Genomic DNA, 19265 nt, shown 5'->3' with positions numbered 1-19265 from the left:
GTCATGCCTTGGCCTCCATTTCCGCCGCAGGAGCGGCGGCCTGGCCGGCCACGCGCACTCCGACGAGCAGGGGCAGGACCGCGAGCGCGCACACGCCGCAGATCGCGCCGATCACGTTGAACGAGACGCCGTTGTCCAGCAGAACGGCGGCGATGCTGGTGGCCAGCATCATTCCGCCGTACTGGGCGGAGCCGTTGAGGGCCAGCGCGGTGCCGCGCATCTCCGGTCGCAACTCGCTCACCAGGGCGTTCAGCGCCGGCTGGCCGACGCCCACGGCCGTGCCCCAGGTGATGAAGACGACCAGGACGGCGACGAGGTGATCCCCGATGAGGGGCACAGCGGTCACGCCGCAGGCCGCGACCAGGGCGGCCACCACCAGCACCTTGCGCTTGCCGAGCCGGTCGGCGATCCGGCCGCCCACCAGGGCACCGGTCATGCTGCCGGCGCCCGAGCCCATGATGGCCAGGCCGGTCTGCGCCTCGTTGAAGTCGAAGCGCTCGGCGTAGAAGACGCCGATGTTGGAGAACATGCCGTACAGCGCGAAGGCCCACAGCAGGGTGCAGCCCAGCACGCAGAGCACGGCCGGAGTGCTGACGGCCCGGCGGACCATGCCCAGGTAGAGCGCCAGCGGGCTGCTGCTGTTGCGCTGTTCCACCGCGGGCGGCGGCGTCACCGGAATCATCGCGAGCACCAGCAGGTGGACGAGGACGGACACCGCGCCGACGGCGAAGAACGCGGCCCGCCAGCCCGCCAGATAGGCGAGGTAGGAGCCCAGCGGCACACCGAGCACGGTGGAGCTGAGCAGGCCCGCCACCACGATGCCCATGACCTTGCCGCGGCGCTCGAACGGGAAGGTCTCCGCGATCATCGCGTAGACGCTCGGCATGATCATCGCGGCGCCCAGGCCGGCCACCGCGCGGCAGACGAGCAGCAGCGAGAATTCCGACGTGACGCCGGTCAGAAAATTGCCCAGAGCGAAAGCGATAAGGCCGGTGGTGAGAATTCTTCGGCGCCCGACACGGTCGGACATGGCGCCGCACAGGGGTGCAGAAAGGGCGAACAGCAGCGCATACGCACTGACGAACAGACCACCGAGCCGGGGCGCGGTACCGGTGTCCTCGGCAATAGCGGGGACAAGCGGAACGGTAATCATCGAGTCAAGACCGACAAGAAAGGCACTGCATACCGCGACCAGCAGCACCCGGTTGGGACGTAATGTGCTGGGGGTGGGCGAGGTCATATCTCTTCTCATTCTTCTCCGGGCAGACCCACATGCGGGGCCCCGGAGCCCGCGGACCGGCGTCGGGCCGCCGCTCGCGGGATCACGGCGGTGCCCACCGCCCGGCAGACCAGCACCGGTTCGTCGAGCACCTCGGCGCGCGTGGCGCCGAGGTCGTACCGGGCAGCGATGCATTTCCGCGCCGTGAATTCCACAGTGCGGCGGAGTCGGCTCCGGCCCACCAGACGCCCGGTGACCTCGATGTAATCGCCTGCGTATACGGGTGCCGTGAATTCGACCTCACTGTATCCGGTGAGCAGGCCCTCGTCCCCATCCGTTTGGATGGTGATCTCGGTCACGACATCCCCGAACAGCCGCAGAATGCACGCACCGTCCACCAGATTTCCGCCATAATGGGCATCTTTCTGCCCGATGCGTACACGCAGCGTCGCGGTGACCGTCTCAGTCATCCCTGTTCCTCGCTTTGCCCGTTCCGACTCGTATCGCGGTGAGTTCCGCCAGGACCGTTTGCGCGACCCTGTCGGCGTCCGCGTCTTCCGCGTCTGCTGTGACTTCCGTCCCGCTCGCCGCCGGGCCGTCACCCTCGTGTCCGAGGGCGACGGCGATCACCAACTCCCCCTTGTGCGCGATGGAGACCGCCACCTTCGACACCCCGATGCCGGCCGCGCGCCACGCGGCCGCGCCCTCGAGTCGCACCAAGGGCGCGGAGGCGGCGTCGCGGACCACCCGGATCTGCCGGGGAGTCAGCCCGCTGCTGCCGCCGCACCCGGTGCCCAGCGCCTTGAGCACCGCCTCCTTGGCGGCGAACCGGCCGGCCAGGAACTCCCTGGCCCTGTCCGGACCGAAGGAGTCCGCGAGGGCCAGCTCGTCCTCGGCGTAGACGTACCGCCGGAACCAGGGGCGGGTCAGCAGGCGGTCCAGCTCCCCCAGTCCCAGTACGTCGATCCCGATCCGCATCCGCCGCCCCGCCCCCGGCCCGCTACCGCGCCGGCCGGGGCGCCGCGGCCGCACGGAAGACGGCCAGCTGTCCCTGGTGGTCCAGCGGGTCGACGTCGCAGAGCACCACGGTGGTGAACTCCCGCTGCCACTGCTGCCAGTGGCGGGCCAGCTCGAGCCACACGCTGGTGCAGTAGCTCCCGGCGCCGGCCTGGTGGACCCGCGCCCCGGCCGGCGCGGAGGCTCCGACACCGGACCGGGGCCCGAGCACGAACAGCGTTCCCGCCGGGTCGGCGGTGGCGAGCTCGGCGATCCGGGCCGTGGTCGCCTCCGGCGACGGGAAGGACTCCACGGACGACACGCCCAGCCCCTCCCCCTCGTCGAGGACGAGCAGGACGCCCGAGTCCGTCAACTCCCCCGAGTCCACCAGCGGATGCGGGGTGGGCAGGGTGGTCTGCTCGAGCACCGCGAGCACGGCGCGCCCCGCCCGGCCGGCGCTCTGGAAGGCGGAGATGATCCGCAGCGCCGTGAACGGTGCCGCCAGCCCCTGCTCGGAGACGCAGAAGCTCTTGGCGTCGCCGCCCAGGAGCATGTTCAGGTGCGAGGCGACCGCGGTGAACGGGTGCACGTCGGGCAGCGCGTGGCTGACGACGACCAGGTCGGCCGTCCCGCCGACGCCCCCTTCCCCGTCGCCGTGCCCGACCATGCGGTCCACGAGGTCGCGGTGCGAGACGTTGGGCCCCCCGCGCAGGCGGCGTTCGTCGACGGTGGAGCCGAAGGGCTCCACCAGGTCCCGGAAGAAGCCGACGATGGACGGATCGTCGTGGTACTGCCCGGGCGGCGGGGCGGCGACCGAGGCGGCCGCGCTCAGAACGGGCATCGTCACTCCCCGGCGCCGGCCGCGACCGGAATCTGCCCGGCGCCGGACGACTCGCCGCGCACACGCAGCAGATAGGCGGTGAGCGTGCCCACGGTCTTGAAGTCGTCCATGTCCAGGGTCTCGGGGTCGATGACGATGGCCATGCTGTCCTCGAGGGCCATCAGCATCTCCATCACCGAGGTCGAGTCCAGGTGCAGGTCCTCGAAGAGCCGGACGTCGGCGGTCAGTCCGCCGACCTCGCGCTCGAGCACCTCGGTGAGCGCCGACTCCACCGACGCCACGACTGCCGTGTTCTCCATGGGGATTCCCTCCTGAGGGTCCTGAGGTTCAGAAACTGATGAGGCGCTGCTTGCCCAGCAGGTCCTCGACGGCGTCGCGGCGCCGCACCAGATGGGCCCTCCCGCCGTGGACCATGACCTCGGCGGGGAAGCCGTGGCTGAGGAAGAGCCCCGGTGAGGCCGAGGGGCCGTACGCCCCCGAGCGCTCGACGCCGATGAGGTCCCCGGGGCGCACCTCGGGGAGGGCGACGCGCTTGCCGATGACGTCGTTGGGGGTGCACAGCGGGCCGGTGAGCGTGTACTCCCGTACCGGTTCGGCGTCGTAGTGGCTCAGCGAACGGATGGGGAAGTTGCGCTTGACGAAGCTGCCCACGCCCACGGCCGCCATGTGGTGGTTGGTGCCGCCGTCGGCCACCACGAACTGCTCGCCCATGGATTCCTTGACGTACAGCGCCCTCGTCACATACGTGCCGCACATGGCGGTGAGGTAACGGCCGAGCTCATTGATGAGCCGGCAGTCCGGGTAATCCTCGAGGAAACCGGTGACCGCATCGTTGATTCCGGCGGTCAACTCCCCGGTATTCAGGGCCGTTTCGTTGCTGAAGTACGGTATCCCGAATCCTCCGCCGAAATCAACCACGCGCAGGTCGATTCCCAGGTCGGTGGCGAGGGAGGCCGCCGTGGTCAGGATCTCGCGCGTATTGTGAATCAGATCCTCGTGGTTGAGGAACCGCGTTCCCATATAGGCATGGAAACCGATGACCCGGGCCCGGCGCAGCCCTTTGACGACCGCCCGGCCCTCCCGCAGCACGGCGACGTCGATGCCGAACTGCCGCGGCTTGCCGCCCATCGCCAGGCCCGAGCCCTTGGTGTGGAAGTCCGGGTTGACGCGGAGCATCACCGGCAGGTCGGCGCGGCCGCTCTCGACCGCGATCGCGTCCAGCGCCTCCAGTTCCTCCAGCGATTCGCAGACGACGGCACGCAGCCCCGCCGCGACGCACGCCTCGAGTTCGGCGCGCGTCTTGCCGGGCCCGAGGAAAATGGTGTTCTCCGGTGCGATGCCGGCCCGGCGCACGGTCTCCAGCTCGACGAGCGACGAGACCTCCGCGCCCGCGCCGAGGGAGCCGAGATATCCGCAGACGCTGATGTTCGGATTGGCCTTGAGCGAGAGGTAGATGTCGACGGCGGGATGCGTCAGGTCGCGCAGTTCCCGGTAGGTGTTCCGCAGGACCTCCGCGTCGTAGACGTACAAGGGGGTGCCGAATTCACCGGCGATCTCGGAAATCGGGATTCCCTGTACAGCAAATTCGTTGGCGGTCATGCCGCTCCCTTCCGGTGCGTGACGACCATCGCCGCGAAGGTGGCGCCCAGGCCGACCGTGGCGAACAGGTAGTGGCGTCCCGGGGCCAGCCGGTCCGCGTCGCGCAAGGTGGTGTAGTTGAGGAAGACGTCCGAGGCGAAGCAGTGGCTGAAGCGCTCGACGTTCTCCAGGAACACCTGCTCGCGCGGGATGCCCAGCTCGCTGATCGTCTGGCGCCAGGACTGCAGGTTGACGTTGTGCGGGACGACCAGGTCGATGTCGGCGAAGGTCAGGCCGGCCTCGTCGACCGCGCGGCGCATGACCGCGGCGAGCTCGGGCGCGTACACCTTGGTGAAGCGCAGCGACCGCTCCTCGTCGAGCAGCATGGCGGCCGAGAACTCGCCCAGGGTGCTGGTGGCGTACGAGCGGACCGCGTCCCCCGCGCCGTCCAGGGTGACCAGGCACGCCGCGGCGGCGTCGCCCATGATGGCGACGTCCTCGATGAGCTGGACCTTCGGGGAGAAGGCCTGCTCGCCCGTCACCACCAGGGCGCACTCGCCCGGCCGGCCCTCCGCCCGCAGCAGTTCGGCGGCGATGTCGACGGCGGCCATGCCGCTGGCGCAGTTCTGGTGGCTCACCCCGAATGCCTCGGCCCGGTGCAGGCCGAGCCGGTCGCGGATCTCGCGCGCCGGTTCCAGGTGCGCCGGGGTGAGTGCCTGGGTGGTGTGGGCGTAGAGGACGTAGCGGATCCGGTCGGCCGTGCGCGGGTCGGCGACGATGCGGCGGGCGGCCGGCAGCACCACGTCGAACAGGCTCAGTTCCGGGTCGAAGCGGATCTCCTTGAGGCCGTGCATCCGCCGGAAGAGCCGGACCTTGGTGGGGCGCAGCTCCAGGCGGTCCGCCAGGTCCTCGACGGCTACCCGGCGTTCGGGGACGAAGGACTCGATCGCCTCCAGAGTCGTGACGCCTGTGCTCATCGTTGAACCCCGCTCATCGTTGAACCCTTCGGGTCTTGTCGGGTGGCGGTCATCGCGGCCTCCTGTGGGTGAACACCGCGGCGGCGAAGGTGGCCCCGGCGCCGAACCCGGCCATCAGGTAGTGGCGGCCCTCGGTCAGCCGTCCGGCGTCGCGCAGCGTCGTGTAGTTGACGAAGACGTCGGAGGTGAAGCAGTGGCTGTAGCGGGCGATGTTGTCCAGGAAGACGCGCTCGGCCGGGATGCCCAGCTCCGCGATGGTCTGCCGCCAGGACATGAGGTTGACGTTGTGCGGGATGACCAGGTCGATGTCGGACAGCTCGAGGCCGGCCTCGGCGGCCGCCCGCCGGATGACTCCGGCGAAGGTGGCCGCGTAGTCCTTGCCCAGCTGGGCGACCGCCTCGGGCGGCAGCGAGATCAGGTCCGCGTACTCGCCCAGCGTGCGGCTGACGTGCGACAGAACGGGGTCGCCGACGCCGTCGGCCGCGACCAGGCAGGCCGTGGCGGCCTCGCCCATGATCGCGGTGTTGGGTACCAGCTGCACCAGCGGGGAGAACGGCTTCTCCCCCGTCACCACGAGCGCGCGGTCCCCGGGATCGCCGCCGCGCAGCAGCGCGCCGGCGACCTCGAGGGCGCCGATCCCGGTCGCGCAGTTCTGCTGGGTCAGGGCCAGCGCCTCGGCGTGGCCGAGGCCGAGCGCGTCCCGGATCTCCCGGGCGACGTCGACCGCCGCCGGGGCGACCTGGTGGATGGCACGGGCGTGGATCACGTACCGCACCCGCCGCGGGTCGGCGAGCTCCGAGACCACCGGCCGGGCCGCCGACAGCACCAGGTCGGTCAGCGGCAGGGCGGGGTCGAGCCGCAGCGTGTGCAGGCCGTGCACCTTGCGGAAGAGGGAGAGCTTCGCCCGGCTCAGGCCCAACCGCTGCGCGGTCGCCTCGACGACGACCGTGCGGTCGGGCAGGGCGGACTCGACCCTCTCCAGCGTCGCCAGGGGCCGGCTCATGCGCCGTCCCCGTCCCGCGCGGGCGCGTCGGCGACGTGGCCGCGCAGCCATTCGGCGACCGCGCCGGCCGTCGTCGCGACGTGCTCGGTGAGCATCGTGAAGTGGTCGCCGGGGACGTCCACGACGCTGTCGGCCAGCGGCCAGCGCGGCCGGTCGTGCGTACCGGAACGCTCCTGGGCGCGCAGCACGACCGTGGGCACGCCCACGGGCTCCGGCTCCCAGCCGTCGAACACGCGCAGGTAGCCGCCCATGGCGATCAGCCGGTGGTCGTCGAGCCAGACGCTGCTCTCGGGGGCGAGCATCTGGTCGGCCACCATGGACAGGTCGTCCAGGTCCAGCGGACTGGCCAGCGTGTCCAGCAGCACCACCGCGGCCGGTGCCGTGCCGCGCTCCAGCAGCCGCCGGGCGACGGCGTGCGCGATCCAGCCGCCGGTGGACCGGCCCAGCAGCACCAGCGGCCGGCCGCCGGCGAGGTCCAGCGCGGCCTGCGCCTGGGTGTCGACCAGGGCCGTCAGCGATTCGGGCAGCGACTCGCCCCGGGCGAATCCGGGCAGCGGCGGGACGGAGACGGCGTGGCCCGGCAGGGCCGAGGTGAACGCGGCGTACTCCTGCGGCCCCGAGATCGCGATCATCGAGGGGAAGCAGACGACCAGGGGACCGTCCTCGGGCCCGGCGGCCTTCGGGAAGGGGGCCGCCGGCACGTCCTCGTCGAACGTGGGGCGCAGGCGCGCCGCCGTGACCAGCAGCTCGACCGCGTGGCCCAGCCGGTCTCGCTCGTGGGCTTCGCGGAACAGGGTGACGAGGGTGTCGCCCGCGTCCCCCTGCGCCGGTCCCGCCGCGCCGGCGGCGATGTCGCCCAGCTGTCCGTCCACGTAGGCGGCCAGTTCGGCGGGGGTCGGGTGGTCGAAGATGACCGTGGCGGGCATGCGCAGACCGGTGGCCCCGTTCACCGCGTTGCGCAGCTCGAGCGAGGTCAGCGAGTCGAAGCCCAGGTCCCGGAAGGGCGTCGAGGGATCGATCGCGTCGGAGCTGCCGTGGCCGAGCACGCCCGCGACGGTGGCCGACACCGCCTCGGTGACGGCCTTGATCCGGTCCTCGCCGGTGAGCCCGGCGAGCCGGTCGCGCAGGGTCGTGGCGGCCGGGGCGCCCGTGACGGCGGCCGGGGCGCCGGCGCGCCGCGCGACGGGCCGTACGAGGCCGCGCAGCAGCGGCGGCAGGGGCTGTCCCGAGGTGCGCAGGGCCTTGCGGTCCAGGCGGACCGGCACCATGACGGGCCGTCCGTTCGCGCGGGCCGCGTCGAAGAGGGCGGTGCCGCGCTCGGGGGTGATCGGCAGGACGCCGTAGCGCTCCATCCGCTTGAGGTCGGCGCTCCCCAGCGTGCCGGCCATGCCGCCGCTGGGCTGCCACATGCCCCACGCCAGCGAGGTCGCGGGAAGCCCGAGGGCGGCGCGGTGCTGGGCGAGGGCGTCCAGGAAGGTGTTGCCGGCCGCGTAGCTGCCCTGTCCCGGGCTGCCGAGCGTGCCGGCGACCGACGAGAACAGCACGAACGCCTTGATGCCGGCGTCCCGCGTGAGCTCGTGCAGGTGAACGGCGGCGTCCACCTTGGGGCGCAGCACGGTCTCGAGCCGCTGCGGGGTGAGGGAGGTGATGATGCCGTCGTCGAGGACGCCGGCGGTGTGGACGACGGCGGTCAGCGGACGGTCGGCGGGAATCGACTCGAGCAGCGCGGCCAGGGCGTCGCGGTCGCTGACGTCGCAGGCGGCGACGGTCGCGTCGGCGCCCAGCTCCGCCAGCTCGGCCACCAGCCCGGCCGCGCCGGTGGCGGCGTGCCCGGAGCGGCTGGTGAGCAGCAGCCGGCGGGTGCCGTGCTCGGTCACCAGGTGACGGGCGAGCAGCGCGCCGAGCTCTCCGGTGCCGCCGGTGATCAGCACGGTGCCCTGCCAGGCGGCGGGGTCGGCGGCGGACCCGTCGGGGGCCGTGGCCCGGACGAGCCGGGGGGTGAGGACCGTGCCGTCCCGCAGGGCGAGTTGGGGCTCGCCGGAGGCCAGGGCGGCCGCGACGAGGTCCGTGTCGGTTTCGGTGTCGGTTTTGGTTTCGGTGTCGCTGTCGGTGTCGGTGTCGGTGTCGATGAGGACGAAGCGCTCCGGTGCCTCGGACTGGGCGGAGCGGACGAGGCCCCAGACGGGCGCGGTGGCCAGGTCCAGGACGTCCTCGTCCGGGCCGGCGGCGATCGCCCGGCGGGTCGCCAGCACGAGCCGGGCCGGGGCCTCGGGCCCGTCGGCCAGCCAGGTGCGCAGCAGCTCCAGTACCGGTCCGGTGGCCCGTCGTACGGCGGAGGTGAGCTCGCCGCCGGCGGAGTCGGCGGTGTCGGACGCGCAGTGCACGACGGTGTCACCGGTCATGGCCTCTCCGGCGGCGAGTGCCTCCAGCGCGGCGGCCGGGGAGGCGAAGTGCCGTGCGGTGCGGGCCGGGGGCGTGGTGCCGGTGGCGGACGGGAGCGCCGTCCAGTCCACCTGGAACAGGGCGTCGTCGCCGGTCCGGCGGGCCGCGTCCAGTTGGCCGCCGGAGGTGGGGCGGGAGACGAACGACTCCACGGAGGCGACGGCGTTGCCGTCCGGGTCGGCGGCGGTCACCGTGATCGAACCGGCGTCCTGCCAGGTGAAGCGCACCCGCAGCGAGGAGGCTCCGACGGCGTGCAGCCGCACCCCGTTCCAGGAGAACGGCAGCCGCCCCGAGGCGGTTCCGGTGCGCACCTCCTCCCATGCCAGGGCGTGCAGGGCGGCGTCGAGGAGGGCCGGGTGCAGCCCGAACTCCACTGCCTCCGCCTGCTGTTCGGCGGGGAGGTCCACCTGGGCGTAGAGCTCGTCGCCGAGGCGCCACACGGCGGTGAGCGCCTGGAAGGCGGGGCCGTAGGCGAAGCCGGTGTCGGCCAGCCGGTCGTAGAGGCCGTCGAGGTCGACCTCGGTCGCGCCCCGCGGCGGCCAGACGGCCAGTCCGGTCTCCGGCGCCGTCGCGTCGGCGGGGGCGAGGCGGCCCGCGGCGTGCAGGGTCCACGGGACGTCCTCGTCGGCGCTGTCGCCGCTGCCGTCGCCGCTGCCGTCGGCCCGCGAGTGCAGGCTCAGCGGGCGGCGGCCGTCCGGCTCGGGAGCGCCGACGATGACCTGGACCTGGATGCCGCCCTGTTCGGGGAGCACCATCGGCTCCTGCAGGGTCAGTTCCTCCACGGTCTCGCAGCCGAGGTGGGCGCCGGCCCTGGTCGCCAGTTCCAGCAGCGCGGTGCCGGGCACCAGCACCGTGTCGTAGACGACGTGGTCGGCGAGCCAGGGGTGGGTCTGCCGGGAGAGGCGGCCGGTGAGGACGGCCGTGTCACCGGCGGCGAGAGTGGCGACGGCACCGAGCAGCGGGTGCCCGGCCGGGGTGAGGCCGACGGAGGTGACGTCGCCGGTGGCGGCGGGCTCGTCGAGCCAGTAGCGCTGCCGCTGGAAGGCGTAGGTGGGCAGGTCGACGCGGCGTGCGCCCAGGCCCGCGAAGTACGCCTCCCAGTCGGCGGGGACGCCGCGCACGTGCAGCTCGGCGAGGGCGGCGAGGAGGGTGGCCGGCTCGGGCCGGTCGCGGCGCAGCAGCGGGACGACCAGGGCGTCGTGGTCGTCGCCCAGGCACTCGCGGGTCATGGCCGAGAGGGTGCCGTCGGGGCCGAGTTCGACGAACGTGCCGACGCGCTCGGCGCGCAGCGTGGCGACGGCGTCGCTGAAGCGGACGGCCTCGCGCACGTGCCGGACCCAGTACTCGGGGCGGCGGAGCTCGTCGGCGCCGGCCACCCGGCCGGTGACGTCGGAGACGACGGGGATGCGGGGGGCGGCGAACGACAGGCTCTCCACGACCGTGGCGAACTCCCGCAGCATGCCGTCCATGTGGGGCGAGTGGAAGGCGTGGCTGACGGTGAGCCGTTTGGTCTTGCGGCCCTGGCGCTCGAAGTGCGCGGCCGCGTCGGAGACGATCGTGTCGTCGCCGGACAGGACCAGGGAGGACGGGCCGTTGATCGCGGCGATCGAGGCGCGGTCCTCGTGGCCGGCGAGGGCGGCGCGGGCCTCCTCCTCGGTGGCCTGCACCGCGATCATCGCGCCGCCGCCGGGCAGGTTCTGCATCAGCCGGCCGCGGGCCGCGACGAGCTGGGCGGCGTCCGGCAGCGAGAGCACTCCGGCGACGTGCGCGGCGGCGATCTCGCCGATGGAGTGGCCGGTGACGAAGTCGGGGCGCAGGCCCCAGCCCTCGAGCAGCCGGAACAGCGCCACCTCGATCGCGAACAGGGCCGGCTGGGTGAACTCGGTGCGGTCGAGCAGGCCTTCGGGGTCCTCGTCGGCGAAGACCAGCTCGCGCAGCGGCCGCGCGAGGTGCTCGTCCAGCGCCTCGCACACCGCGTCGAAGGCGGCCGCGAACGCGGGGTGGGTGGCGTGCAGGCGGCGTCCCATGCCGAGACGCTGGCTGCCCTGGCCGGTGAAGAGGAACGCGGTCTTCCCGGCGTTGCGGGTGCGGCCCTGGACGACCGTCCCGCCCGCCGGGGCGCCGGTGGCCACGGCCTCGAGGGCGCGCAGCAGTTCGTCCCGGTCGCTGCCCTGGAGCACGGCGCGGTGCTCCATCGCGGTGCGGGTGGTGGCCAGGGAGTAGCCGACGTCGAGGGGGTGCTCGTCGGTCAGGGCGGCCAGGAGCCCGGCGGCCTGGTCGCGCAGCGCCTCGGCGCTGCGGCCCGACAGCGTCCAGGGGATCGGGAAGCCCTCCGGAAGGTGCGGCTCCGTGTCCGCCGCGCGGCCGTGGGGCGCGACGTCGTCGGCCGCCGGTTCCTCGAGGATGACGTGGGCGTTGGTGCCGCTGATGCCGAAGCTGGAGATCCCGGCGCGGCGCGGCCGCCCGGGGGCGGGCCAGTCCACCGGCTCGGTGAGCAGCCGCACGTCCCCGCTCGACCAGTCCACGTGCGAGCTCGGGGCGTCGACGTGCAGGGTCTTGGGCAGGCGGCCGTGCTCCATCGCCTTGATCATCTTGATGATGCCGCCGATGCCGGCTGCGGACTGGGTGTGGCCCACGTTGGACTTCAGCGAGCCCAGCCACAGCGGCCGCCCGCCGCGCCCCTGTCCGTAGGTGGCCAGCAGGGCCCGCGCCTCGATCGGGTCGCCGAGCTTGGTGCCGGTGCCGTGGCCCTCGACGGCGTCCACGTCGCCCGCCTTGAGCCCGGCACTGGCCAGGGCCTCGCGGATCAGCTTCTCCTGGGACGGGCCGTGCGGGGCGGTCAGCCCGTTGCTCGCCCCGTCCTGGTTGACGGCAGAGCCGCGCACCACGGCGAGGACGCGGTGGCCGTTGCGCCGCGCGTCCGAGAGCCGCTCGACGACGAGGGAACCCACGCCCTCCGCCCACGAGGTGCCGTCGGCGCCCTCGGCGTACGACTTGGCCCGCCCGTCCGGCGCCAGGCCCCGCTGCCGGCTGAACTCGGTGAACGAGAAGGAGGTGGCCATCAGCATCACGCCGCCCACGACGGCGAGCGAGCACTCGCCGCGGCGCAGCGACTGCCCGGCCAGGTGCAGGGCGACCAGCGAGGAGGAGCACGCCGTGTTGACGGTGACGGCGGGCCCGTCGAAGCCGAACGAGTAGGAGATCCGGCCGGAGGCGACGCTTCCGGCGCTGCCGACGCCGAGGTAGCCGTCGAAGCCCTCGATGGGCGTCTTGAGGAAGCGCAGCCCGTACTCGTCGAACATGATGCCGACGAAGACGCCGGTGTCGCTGCCGCGCAGCGTGTCGGGGACGATCCCGGCCTGCTCGAACGCCTCCCAGGTGGTCTCCAGGAGCAGTCGCTGCTGCGGGTCGACCGTGATGGCCTCGCGGGGCGAGATGCCGAAGAAGGCGGGGTCGAAGTCGGCGGCGTCGTGCAGGAAGCCGCCCTCGCGGACGTAGCTCTTGCCCACGCTCTCCGGGTCGGGGTCGTAGAGGTTCTCCAGGTCCCAGCCGCGGTCGGTGGGGAAGCCGGTGATGGCATCCCGGCCCTCGTCCACCAGCTGCCACAGTTCGTCGGGAGTGGTCACGCCGCCGGGGAAGCGGCAGCTCATGCCGACGATCGCGAGGGGTTCGGTGTCCCGTTCGGTCGCTTCCCTCAGACGGGCCTCGGCGCGGTCGAGCTCGGCGGTGGTGCGCTTGAGGTACTGGAGCAGTTTCTCTTCGTTGGACGGGGTGTGGGTGGGGCCAGGGCTGGAGTTGGGCATGCTCGGCTTCTCTTCGCTAGGCGCGGTGGGTGGAGGGGTCGTCCGTCGTGGGGGTTACGGTCGGCCGTCGGTGTCGAGGGGCCGGAGCCTGGTGTCCAGATAGGCGAACAACTCGTCCGGGGACGCCGCGTCGAGCGGCTTGCCGGCAGCCGGGGCCCCGGGGACGGCGGTGAGCAGGTCGAGCATGGTGGTCAGCCGCTGGACGAGTTCGGTGCGGAGTTCGCCGTCGGCTTCGTCCCCCTCGCTGCTTGTGACCTCGGCGGTGGCCTCCTCGAGGCGGCTCAGCGCGCCGCGTACGGACACGGAGGCACCGTCGGGGCCGTCGGAAGCGGCGGTGCCGGCGGACAGGCTCGTCCACAGGTGGTCGGCGAGCGCCCGGGGCGTCGGCTGGTCGAAGACCATGGTGGAGGGCAGGGTCAGCCCGGTCAGCTCACCGATGAGGTCGCTGAGCGCCACGGCGGCCAGCGAGTCGACGCCGAGCGTCAGGAAGCTCTCGTCGCCGGAGGCGGCGAGCAGGTCGGTGGACTCCGTCGCCTCGGCGGCCAGTTCCAGCACCCGCTCGAGGAGCAGCTTGCGGCCGGCGTCGGCGGGAAGTTCGGCGAGCTGTAGGCGCAGTGCGCCCTGTGGCCCTTCGTTCGGGCCTTCGCCTCCGGTCGCCGCGTCGTGGGTGGCGCCCAGGGCGCCGAGCTGGGCGTAGAGGTCGAGCTGGTCGTCGGAGAGCCAGTACTCGGCGACGCGCCCGTCCTCGAAGCGCAGGATGTCCACGCCCCGGAAGGTGACCTCGGTGCCGGGCGGCGCGGTGGCCGTGGCGGGGCGGCCGCCCTGCCAGGTGCCGCGGAAGACCCAGCGGCCGATGGCGTAGTCGCCCACGATGAACGGGCCGAGTTCGCCGGTGATGGCGGCGTTGTCGTCGAAGGAGGACCGGAACGCGGCGATCCATGCGGCGATCTGCGGCCCGTCGGTCAGGGTCTCGGCGCCGGGCATGCCGTGCCGGGGGATGTTGACCCGCATGGTGCGGGAGACGATGTCGTCGGCGATGGCGTAATCGCCGTTCCACAGCCGCGACCAGGCGTCCCAGAGCTGCTGGTGGGAGAGGGGGGAGGGAGAGGCGTTCATCGGGCGGCTCCCTCGAGGAGGTCGTCGTGGCCGTGCTGTTGCGCCGGTGTTCCGGGCGCTCCCTCGGCCAGGGTCCGCAGGGCCTCTTCGGACAGGCTCCAGCCGTTCACCTTCTCGGCGCGGGCGACCATGTCGGGGGCCATGAAGTCCTCGACGGTCATCAGGCGGGAGCCGAAGACGTGGAAGTGCTCGGCCATCCGGCTGTCCTTGGCCGCGGCCTCGAACATGAAGGCCTCGATCTCGTTGAACGGGCGCGCCGTCGCGTAGTCGGCGATGAGGTGCTGGTGCGGGCCGGTCTCGGTGGCGTGGCGCCGGGCGTAGGCGGCGAGGGCGGCGCTGAGCCTGTCGTCGTCGGCCAGGGCCGGGGCGGCCGCCTCGACGAGCCAGGAGGCGGACTGCATGGCCCAGGCGCAGCCCACGGCGGAGAGCGGGTCGCTGGTGAGGGCGGCGTCGCCGATGAGGGCGTAGCCGGTGCCGGTGGGACGGCGGGAGATCAGCGGGTAGTTGACGGTGCCGATGACCTTGGAGATGCGCTCGGCGTTGTCGATGTCGGGTGCCTCGGGGAGCGAGCGCACCAGATCGAGGTACGCGCCCTCGATGTCGTCCTTGAAGTCGTCGAGGCGCTGCTTGGACAGTACGGCGGCGATGACCGTGACCCCGTCCTCGTTGGGCATCACATAGGCGTTGTCCGGGTCGAGGTAGTAGACGCGGGCCGAGGTGCGGCCCTCGGGGTGGGTGATGCCGCGGTAGTAGGCGAAGTAGCTGAACCGGTTGTTCTCGCTGATCTCGGCCGGGGTGCCGGCGAGCCGCGCGACGGTGGAGTCCTTGCCGTCGGCGCCGACGACGAGGCGGGCGCGCAGGGCGAAGGTGCCGCCGGCGGTCGTACCGGCGACGCCGGTCACCCAGCCGTCCTCGGTGAGGAGTTCGCCGACGGTGTGGCCGGGCTTGAGGTCCACGCCCTCGGTCTCGGCTGCCAGGCGGCGCAGCAGCGGGTCGAGGGTCTCCCGGCGGACGCTGTAGCCGTGCGGCAGGACGCCCGGCCCGGTCCGCGCCTCGGGCTTGATCCAGCCCCACTTGGTCCAGTAGTCGGCGGAGTTGCGGATGGCGCCGACGCCGTCGAGCGCGTCGGCCAGGCCGATCTCGGTCATCACCGGGTGGGCGGAGGCCTGGATGTAGTGGGTGCACAGGACCTTGTGCGCGCTCATGGAGGAGCGGCGTTCCAGGAGAGCGACCCTGGCTCCCCGGCGGGCGAAGAGAATGGCTGCGGAGCATCCGGCGACGCTCGCCCCATTGATGACGACATCGTAGGTGTCGGTCATGTTTTCGGGCACGACTGATCCTTCGTCCGTTCGTGAAATGAAGTGGGACTGCCGGGCGGGAAAGTGGGCACGGCGAATCACGGATTCACTGAAAGAAAGTTCTGAGGTACGACGGGTTGCAGCTGTGGACGGGCTGAAATCAAACGGATTTATCAAACGGATTTATCAAACGAATTCGTCAAACGGCTTGGACGACGAGGCACGACCAGGTGAATCCGCCACCGCCGCCGAGCACGACGGCGAATTCGCCGGATTCGAGACCGATGGCCGAGGAGATGTGGGCGAGGTTGGCCAGCATGTCGCCGGCGCCGAGATGTCCGCTGCTTTCGCGTTCGCGCACGATGTCGCCGTTCACCAGTCCGTCGAGAACGGGCAGATACATCATGCCGAGAACGCTGTCGCTCAGCCGGGGCAGGGCGACGCAGCGAATGCGCGAATCACCGGGTTCGAGGCCGGCTTCGACCAGGGCCTGCAACAGCACGGCGCGTACGCACTGCCGAGCGGACTCGGTGAAGTCGGAAATCCCGCCGTGTGTTTCGAGGTAGGCCTTCTTGGGTCGCCGCACATCGACGCGACCGCCGTGCCAGAGCGGCGCCGGGCTGAAGGCGTCGCGGCCGCGGTACATGACCTCGTAGGCGGAGGCCGTCACGAAGGCGAGGGACCGTACGAACAGCCCGGCCTTGACGTCGGCGGAATGGCGCCGCAGGAGCGCGGCCGTGCCGCCGTCACCGTAGACGACCCCGTAGTCGGCCGTCCACCGGTCGAATCCGGGCGGGGTGAAGCGGTCGGCGGTGGTCACCAGCGCCGCCTGGAGCCGGGGATCGGCGAGGAGCTTGTCCACGGCGACGCCCAGCGCGGCCGCGCCGCCGTTGGACATCTGCTGCACGCCGAGCGGCAGCGCCGCGCGGGCTCCGAGCCGGTCGGCGATGTAGTGGGCGGGCGACCAGAAGTCATGCCCCTGGTGGTAGAGCCAGGCATGCGCCACCAGGCCGACGGGACCGGCATCGCGGCCGGCGGCGGCGAGCGCCCGCTCGGCGGCGAGGACGGCCATGTCGGGCGCCGGCACATCACCGACCGGCACCTCGGTCAGACCGAGGTCCCGGGATTCCTCGACGGTTATCCGTCCGGCGTCCACCATCTCGGACACCGTTTCCCGACCTTCCGGTAACCAGGTGGCCACCGACTCCACAACAAGCGGCTGTGCGACTTTCATCGTGCTCCCCCGTGCAACTGTATGAAGCGGAGGATTCAACCGCTCGATACAGCGCTTCCAGCCAATCCCGAACCGGAAGCCGTTCCGTCTCTGATTTGCCGTACAGCACTTAGTTGCGCGGGGACGTGGAGAGGTTTACCGCGAAGAGCCACGAACCAAAGTGACCTGCATCACGCGCAACGGAACATGCTCCGACGCGGGGGAACCGAAGGAAGAAACGGAGCGACCAATTCGACTTAACGCCTGAGATCAACGTCACTTACCGGCATCCCGCACGAACAACCGGAAGCGCCACGGGCATGGCATCGTGATCACGCGGTCGCCCGCTCCACGGGGGAAGCGGGCGCACGACGAGAGAAGACTCCAGCGCATGACGCCAGTACCGTCAGTACCAATTCCGCCGGATTCACACGACTCTGAACGATCGAATGCCATCGCCAACCTCTTCGTCACGAAATACCCGGGCATGCTCAAACTGGCGGCCCGCCTGGGAGCGGAAGCGGACGCGGAGGATGTAGTGGCGGAGGCATTCTGCCAACTCTACAAAAACTGGGACAGATTACGCTCGGCAGACGCCGCGGCGGGCTACCTGCGCACCACGGTCCAGAACCTGGCCCGCATGAGACTCCGCCACCTGATCGTGGCCCGCCGCTACACCGACCCCCAATGGGACGAGCCGGCCCACTCGGCGGAACACCATGCAATCCTCCGCTACGACCAACGCGCGGTAGTCCAGGCCCTCCGCACCCTCCCACCCCGCCAGTACCAGGCCCTGGTCCTCCGCCACTGGATGGACCTCCAGGAATCCCAGATCGCCGAAACCATGGGCATCTCGGTGGGCGCGGTCAAGTCCCACATCTCTCGGGGGATGACGAAGCTGACGCGGGTGATGAGGGGGGAGAACCATGTGGTGCGGCACAACTCGCCCGAGTACGGGGCGGCTTGCGCCGCCGGGTAAGGAACGTACGAGTGCGGGCCGGCAGACGGGTACGGGCCGACCCATCACGCGCGCAGCCGGGCATCGGTCTCGCGGACAGCGGGGCGAGGGCGGCTACCTGGCGGCATCGACACCCACACTCCTCTTACATGATCCACGCCCTGCCCTAGGATGGCGAAGACCATCTCAGCGGCCCGACGGGCTTCCGCTCCGCTTTCCCGGAACGTAAGGACATGCCCCCACCCGCACGAGTTACTTCGTGCTGCCTGGGGGCATTTCCTTGCTGTTCCGTGAGTCCGCGGCGTCGTTGGCCAACCGCACCCACCTCGAAGGACGGCTGGCGGAGCTCCTGACCGAGAACTTCCTGCACAAGTGTGGCCACCGGCCCCAGCCGTCGGAGCAGCGCTCATGGGAGCGAAGCATCCCCGCGCTCACCAACGCCTTGGTCGAAGCCGGGCTCGGGGATGTCGAGGTGCTACTGGAATACGGACTGCCGCTGACGAGCAAGCGCGCGGACGTGATACTGGCCGGTGTCCACCCGACCACTGGTGGGCCGTCCTACGTGGTCGTGGAACTGAAGCAGTGGAGCAGCGCCCACCCGGAGGACGACGATCCGCTGCGGTGCCGCATCGACGCGTACCCGGCCCCCGTCCTGAACCCCATCGAGCAGGTACGGGGCTCCCCGGCGACGGACCCAGCAGCGGGATATCCATCTCCCTCGCCGCCGGCACCCTGCAGGCCCTTCGCAAGCGGGCCGGCAAGCGCGGCGTATCCGCGTACCTGGAAAAGCCGCGCAACGCCAGAAGCGCGACGACCTGGACAAGGTGATCGCCGACTTGGACCAGGTCAACGGCCCCGCCGTTCGGAGACCGTGGCCGTCAAGCGGGCAAAGCTCACCGGAAGTGCCCCCTCTTCCGACGCCGAGGCGGCCGCGTGAGCGGCGCCCTCGTCCTCGACAGCGAGGGCCTTACCAAGGCCGTCCAGCGCAACCGTGAGGTCCACGAGTGGCTCACCGCCGCCCGCGACGCCGATCTGCCCGTCGCCACCTCCGCCGGGGTGGTCGTCGAGGTGATCCACCCAAGGATCAAATGACGCCGCGCTGAAATGGCCACTGTCTCGGCTGCGGGTCAAGCCGTTCACCTAAGCTCTCGCCCGGTCAGCGGCTACCCTGCGGCGCGCGGCAGGACTGCACGGCCACAAGTACGCCAGCAATGCCACGCTCTGCGCCACCGCCCTCGCTCAGCCCGGGCACGTCACGATCCTGACCTCAGACGACGAGAACATCACCATGCCCATCGCGAGCCATCCCCGGATGAAGACGGAGAAGGTCCGACCTGCCATCGCGCCTCTTTCTGAGGCGCCAGGCTTCCGCCGCCGCTCCAAGGTTCAATGCGCAGCCCACGGGCACGGTCTCGCCGACATCGGCACACCCTGCGAGCTCGACCAGAGCCTGAGCGTTAGGATGCGTTCACACACAGTGCCCGCCCTCGATGTTGGAACTCAACGTCGACGCCTGAGGCCAGCCATCGCCCCTCCGATCCCCCCGCGCCCGGACTGCGATCGCGATCCCAAACACCCTACGATACCCGCCACCGCGCGGATCGTACGGTGCCGCCGGAGCCCCCACTGGATCCGGCGGTCGTTGCGCATCGCTAGCCCGCAGATGCGGCGGACCAGGCCGTACGGCGGGTGCACCGCGCTGCCGGCATCCGCGAAGTACCTGGATACCCAGACAGTCGCCCTATGGACAGCGTGGACCGGAGAAGAACCGGTTCCACGCTGCCCTAGTCTTGGGGGGACGCTAAATAACGACAGTGGCGC

General features: G+C 71.4%; 13 protein-coding genes and 2 pseudogenes. 3 read left to right on the top strand and 12 right to left on the bottom strand.

Translation table 11 applies throughout. The features are described 5' to 3' along the window. Position 1 precedes the first annotated feature (1 nt). The 12 genes from ACIG36_RS09090 to ACIG36_RS09035 all read right to left on the bottom strand — a co-directional run bounded on the left by ACIG36_RS09090 (position 2) and on the right by ACIG36_RS09035 (position 16432). Complete coding sequence (locus ACIG36_RS09090; protein ID WP_399924415.1) at positions 2-1240, bottom strand: MFS transporter; 1239 nt, start codon at positions 1238-1240, stop codon at positions 2-4. Between the two features lie 8 nt (positions 1241-1248). After that, positions 1249-1689 carry a 3-aminobutyryl-CoA ammonia lyase gene (locus ACIG36_RS09085; protein ID WP_399924412.1) on the bottom strand — a complete coding sequence of 147 codons (441 nt, stop codon included), beginning with the start codon at positions 1687-1689 and terminating at the stop codon, positions 1249-1251. Next, positions 1682-2197 carry a holo-ACP synthase gene (locus ACIG36_RS09080; RefSeq protein ID WP_399924409.1) on the bottom strand — a complete coding sequence of 172 codons (516 nt, stop codon included), beginning with the start codon at positions 2195-2197 and terminating at the stop codon, positions 1682-1684. Before ACIG36_RS09080 ends, ACIG36_RS09085 begins: the two co-directional genes overlap by 8 nt. A gap of 22 nt (positions 2198-2219) precedes the next feature. Next, positions 2220-3056, bottom strand: coding sequence for a hypothetical protein (locus ACIG36_RS09075; protein ID WP_399924406.1), 837 nt, complete (start codon positions 3054-3056; stop codon positions 2220-2222). A gap of 2 nt (positions 3057-3058) precedes the next feature. Then, complete coding sequence (locus ACIG36_RS09070; RefSeq protein WP_399924404.1) at positions 3059-3355, bottom strand: acyl carrier protein; 297 nt, start codon at positions 3353-3355, stop codon at positions 3059-3061. Between the two features lie 28 nt (positions 3356-3383). Next, positions 3384-4655 (bottom strand): type III PLP-dependent enzyme, encoded by a 1272-nt coding sequence (locus tag ACIG36_RS09065; RefSeq protein ID WP_399924401.1) that lies wholly within the window; start codon positions 4653-4655, stop codon positions 3384-3386. Further along, positions 4652-5611: a 3-oxoacyl-ACP synthase III family protein gene (locus tag ACIG36_RS09060; protein WP_399924399.1), complete on the bottom strand. Its 960-nt coding sequence runs from the start codon at positions 5609-5611 to the stop codon at positions 4652-4654. The genes ACIG36_RS09065 and ACIG36_RS09060 overlap by 4 nt, the downstream gene beginning before the upstream one ends. Positions 5612-5660: 49 nt before the next feature. After that, a complete protein-coding gene (locus ACIG36_RS09055) occupies positions 5661-6614 on the bottom strand; it encodes a 3-oxoacyl-[acyl-carrier-protein] synthase III C-terminal domain-containing protein (protein WP_399924396.1) in 954 nt (317 codons plus the stop codon). Continuing rightward, a complete protein-coding gene (locus tag ACIG36_RS09050) occupies positions 6611-12808 on the bottom strand; it encodes a type I polyketide synthase (protein ID WP_399925383.1) in 6198 nt (2065 codons plus the stop codon). Before ACIG36_RS09050 ends, ACIG36_RS09055 begins: the two co-directional genes overlap by 4 nt. A 105-nt stretch (positions 12809-12913) precedes the next feature. Then, positions 12914-13975: an ester cyclase gene (locus ACIG36_RS09045; protein ID WP_399924394.1), complete on the bottom strand. Its 1062-nt coding sequence runs from the start codon at positions 13973-13975 to the stop codon at positions 12914-12916. After that, a complete protein-coding gene (locus ACIG36_RS09040; RefSeq protein ID WP_399924391.1) occupies positions 13972-15306 on the bottom strand; it encodes an NAD(P)/FAD-dependent oxidoreductase in 1335 nt (444 codons plus the stop codon). The genes ACIG36_RS09045 and ACIG36_RS09040 overlap by 4 nt, the downstream gene beginning before the upstream one ends. A gap of 166 nt (positions 15307-15472) precedes the next feature. Next, entirely contained in the window at positions 15473-16432 is a 960-nt protein-coding gene (locus ACIG36_RS09035) for a 3-oxoacyl-ACP synthase (RefSeq protein ID WP_399925381.1), read from the bottom strand. A 445-nt stretch (positions 16433-16877) separates the two neighbouring features. Here ACIG36_RS09035 and ACIG36_RS09030 point away from each other — a divergent pair, with 445 nt between their 5' ends. The 3 genes and pseudogenes from ACIG36_RS09030 to ACIG36_RS09020 form a co-directional block, all read left to right on the top strand. Then, positions 16878-17465, top strand: coding sequence for a SigE family RNA polymerase sigma factor (locus ACIG36_RS09030; RefSeq protein WP_399924388.1), 588 nt, complete (start codon positions 16878-16880; stop codon positions 17463-17465). Between the two features lie 259 nt (positions 17466-17724). Continuing rightward, positions 17725-18123: pseudogene (locus ACIG36_RS09025) on the top strand (ATP-binding protein); the annotation flags it as partial. A 254-nt stretch (positions 18124-18377) separates the two neighbouring features. Beyond that, positions 18378-18774 (top strand): annotated as a pseudogene (locus tag ACIG36_RS09020) (DNA-binding protein); the annotation flags it as partial. Between the last annotated feature and the right edge of the window lie 491 nt (positions 18775-19265).

The organism is Streptomyces sp. NPDC053048, from assembly GCF_044547045.1.
Classification (GTDB): Bacteria; Actinomycetota; Actinomycetes; order Streptomycetales; family Streptomycetaceae; genus Streptomyces.
Note: the sequence above shows the minus strand (reverse complement) of the source record. Positions and strands in the feature narration are given on the sequence as shown.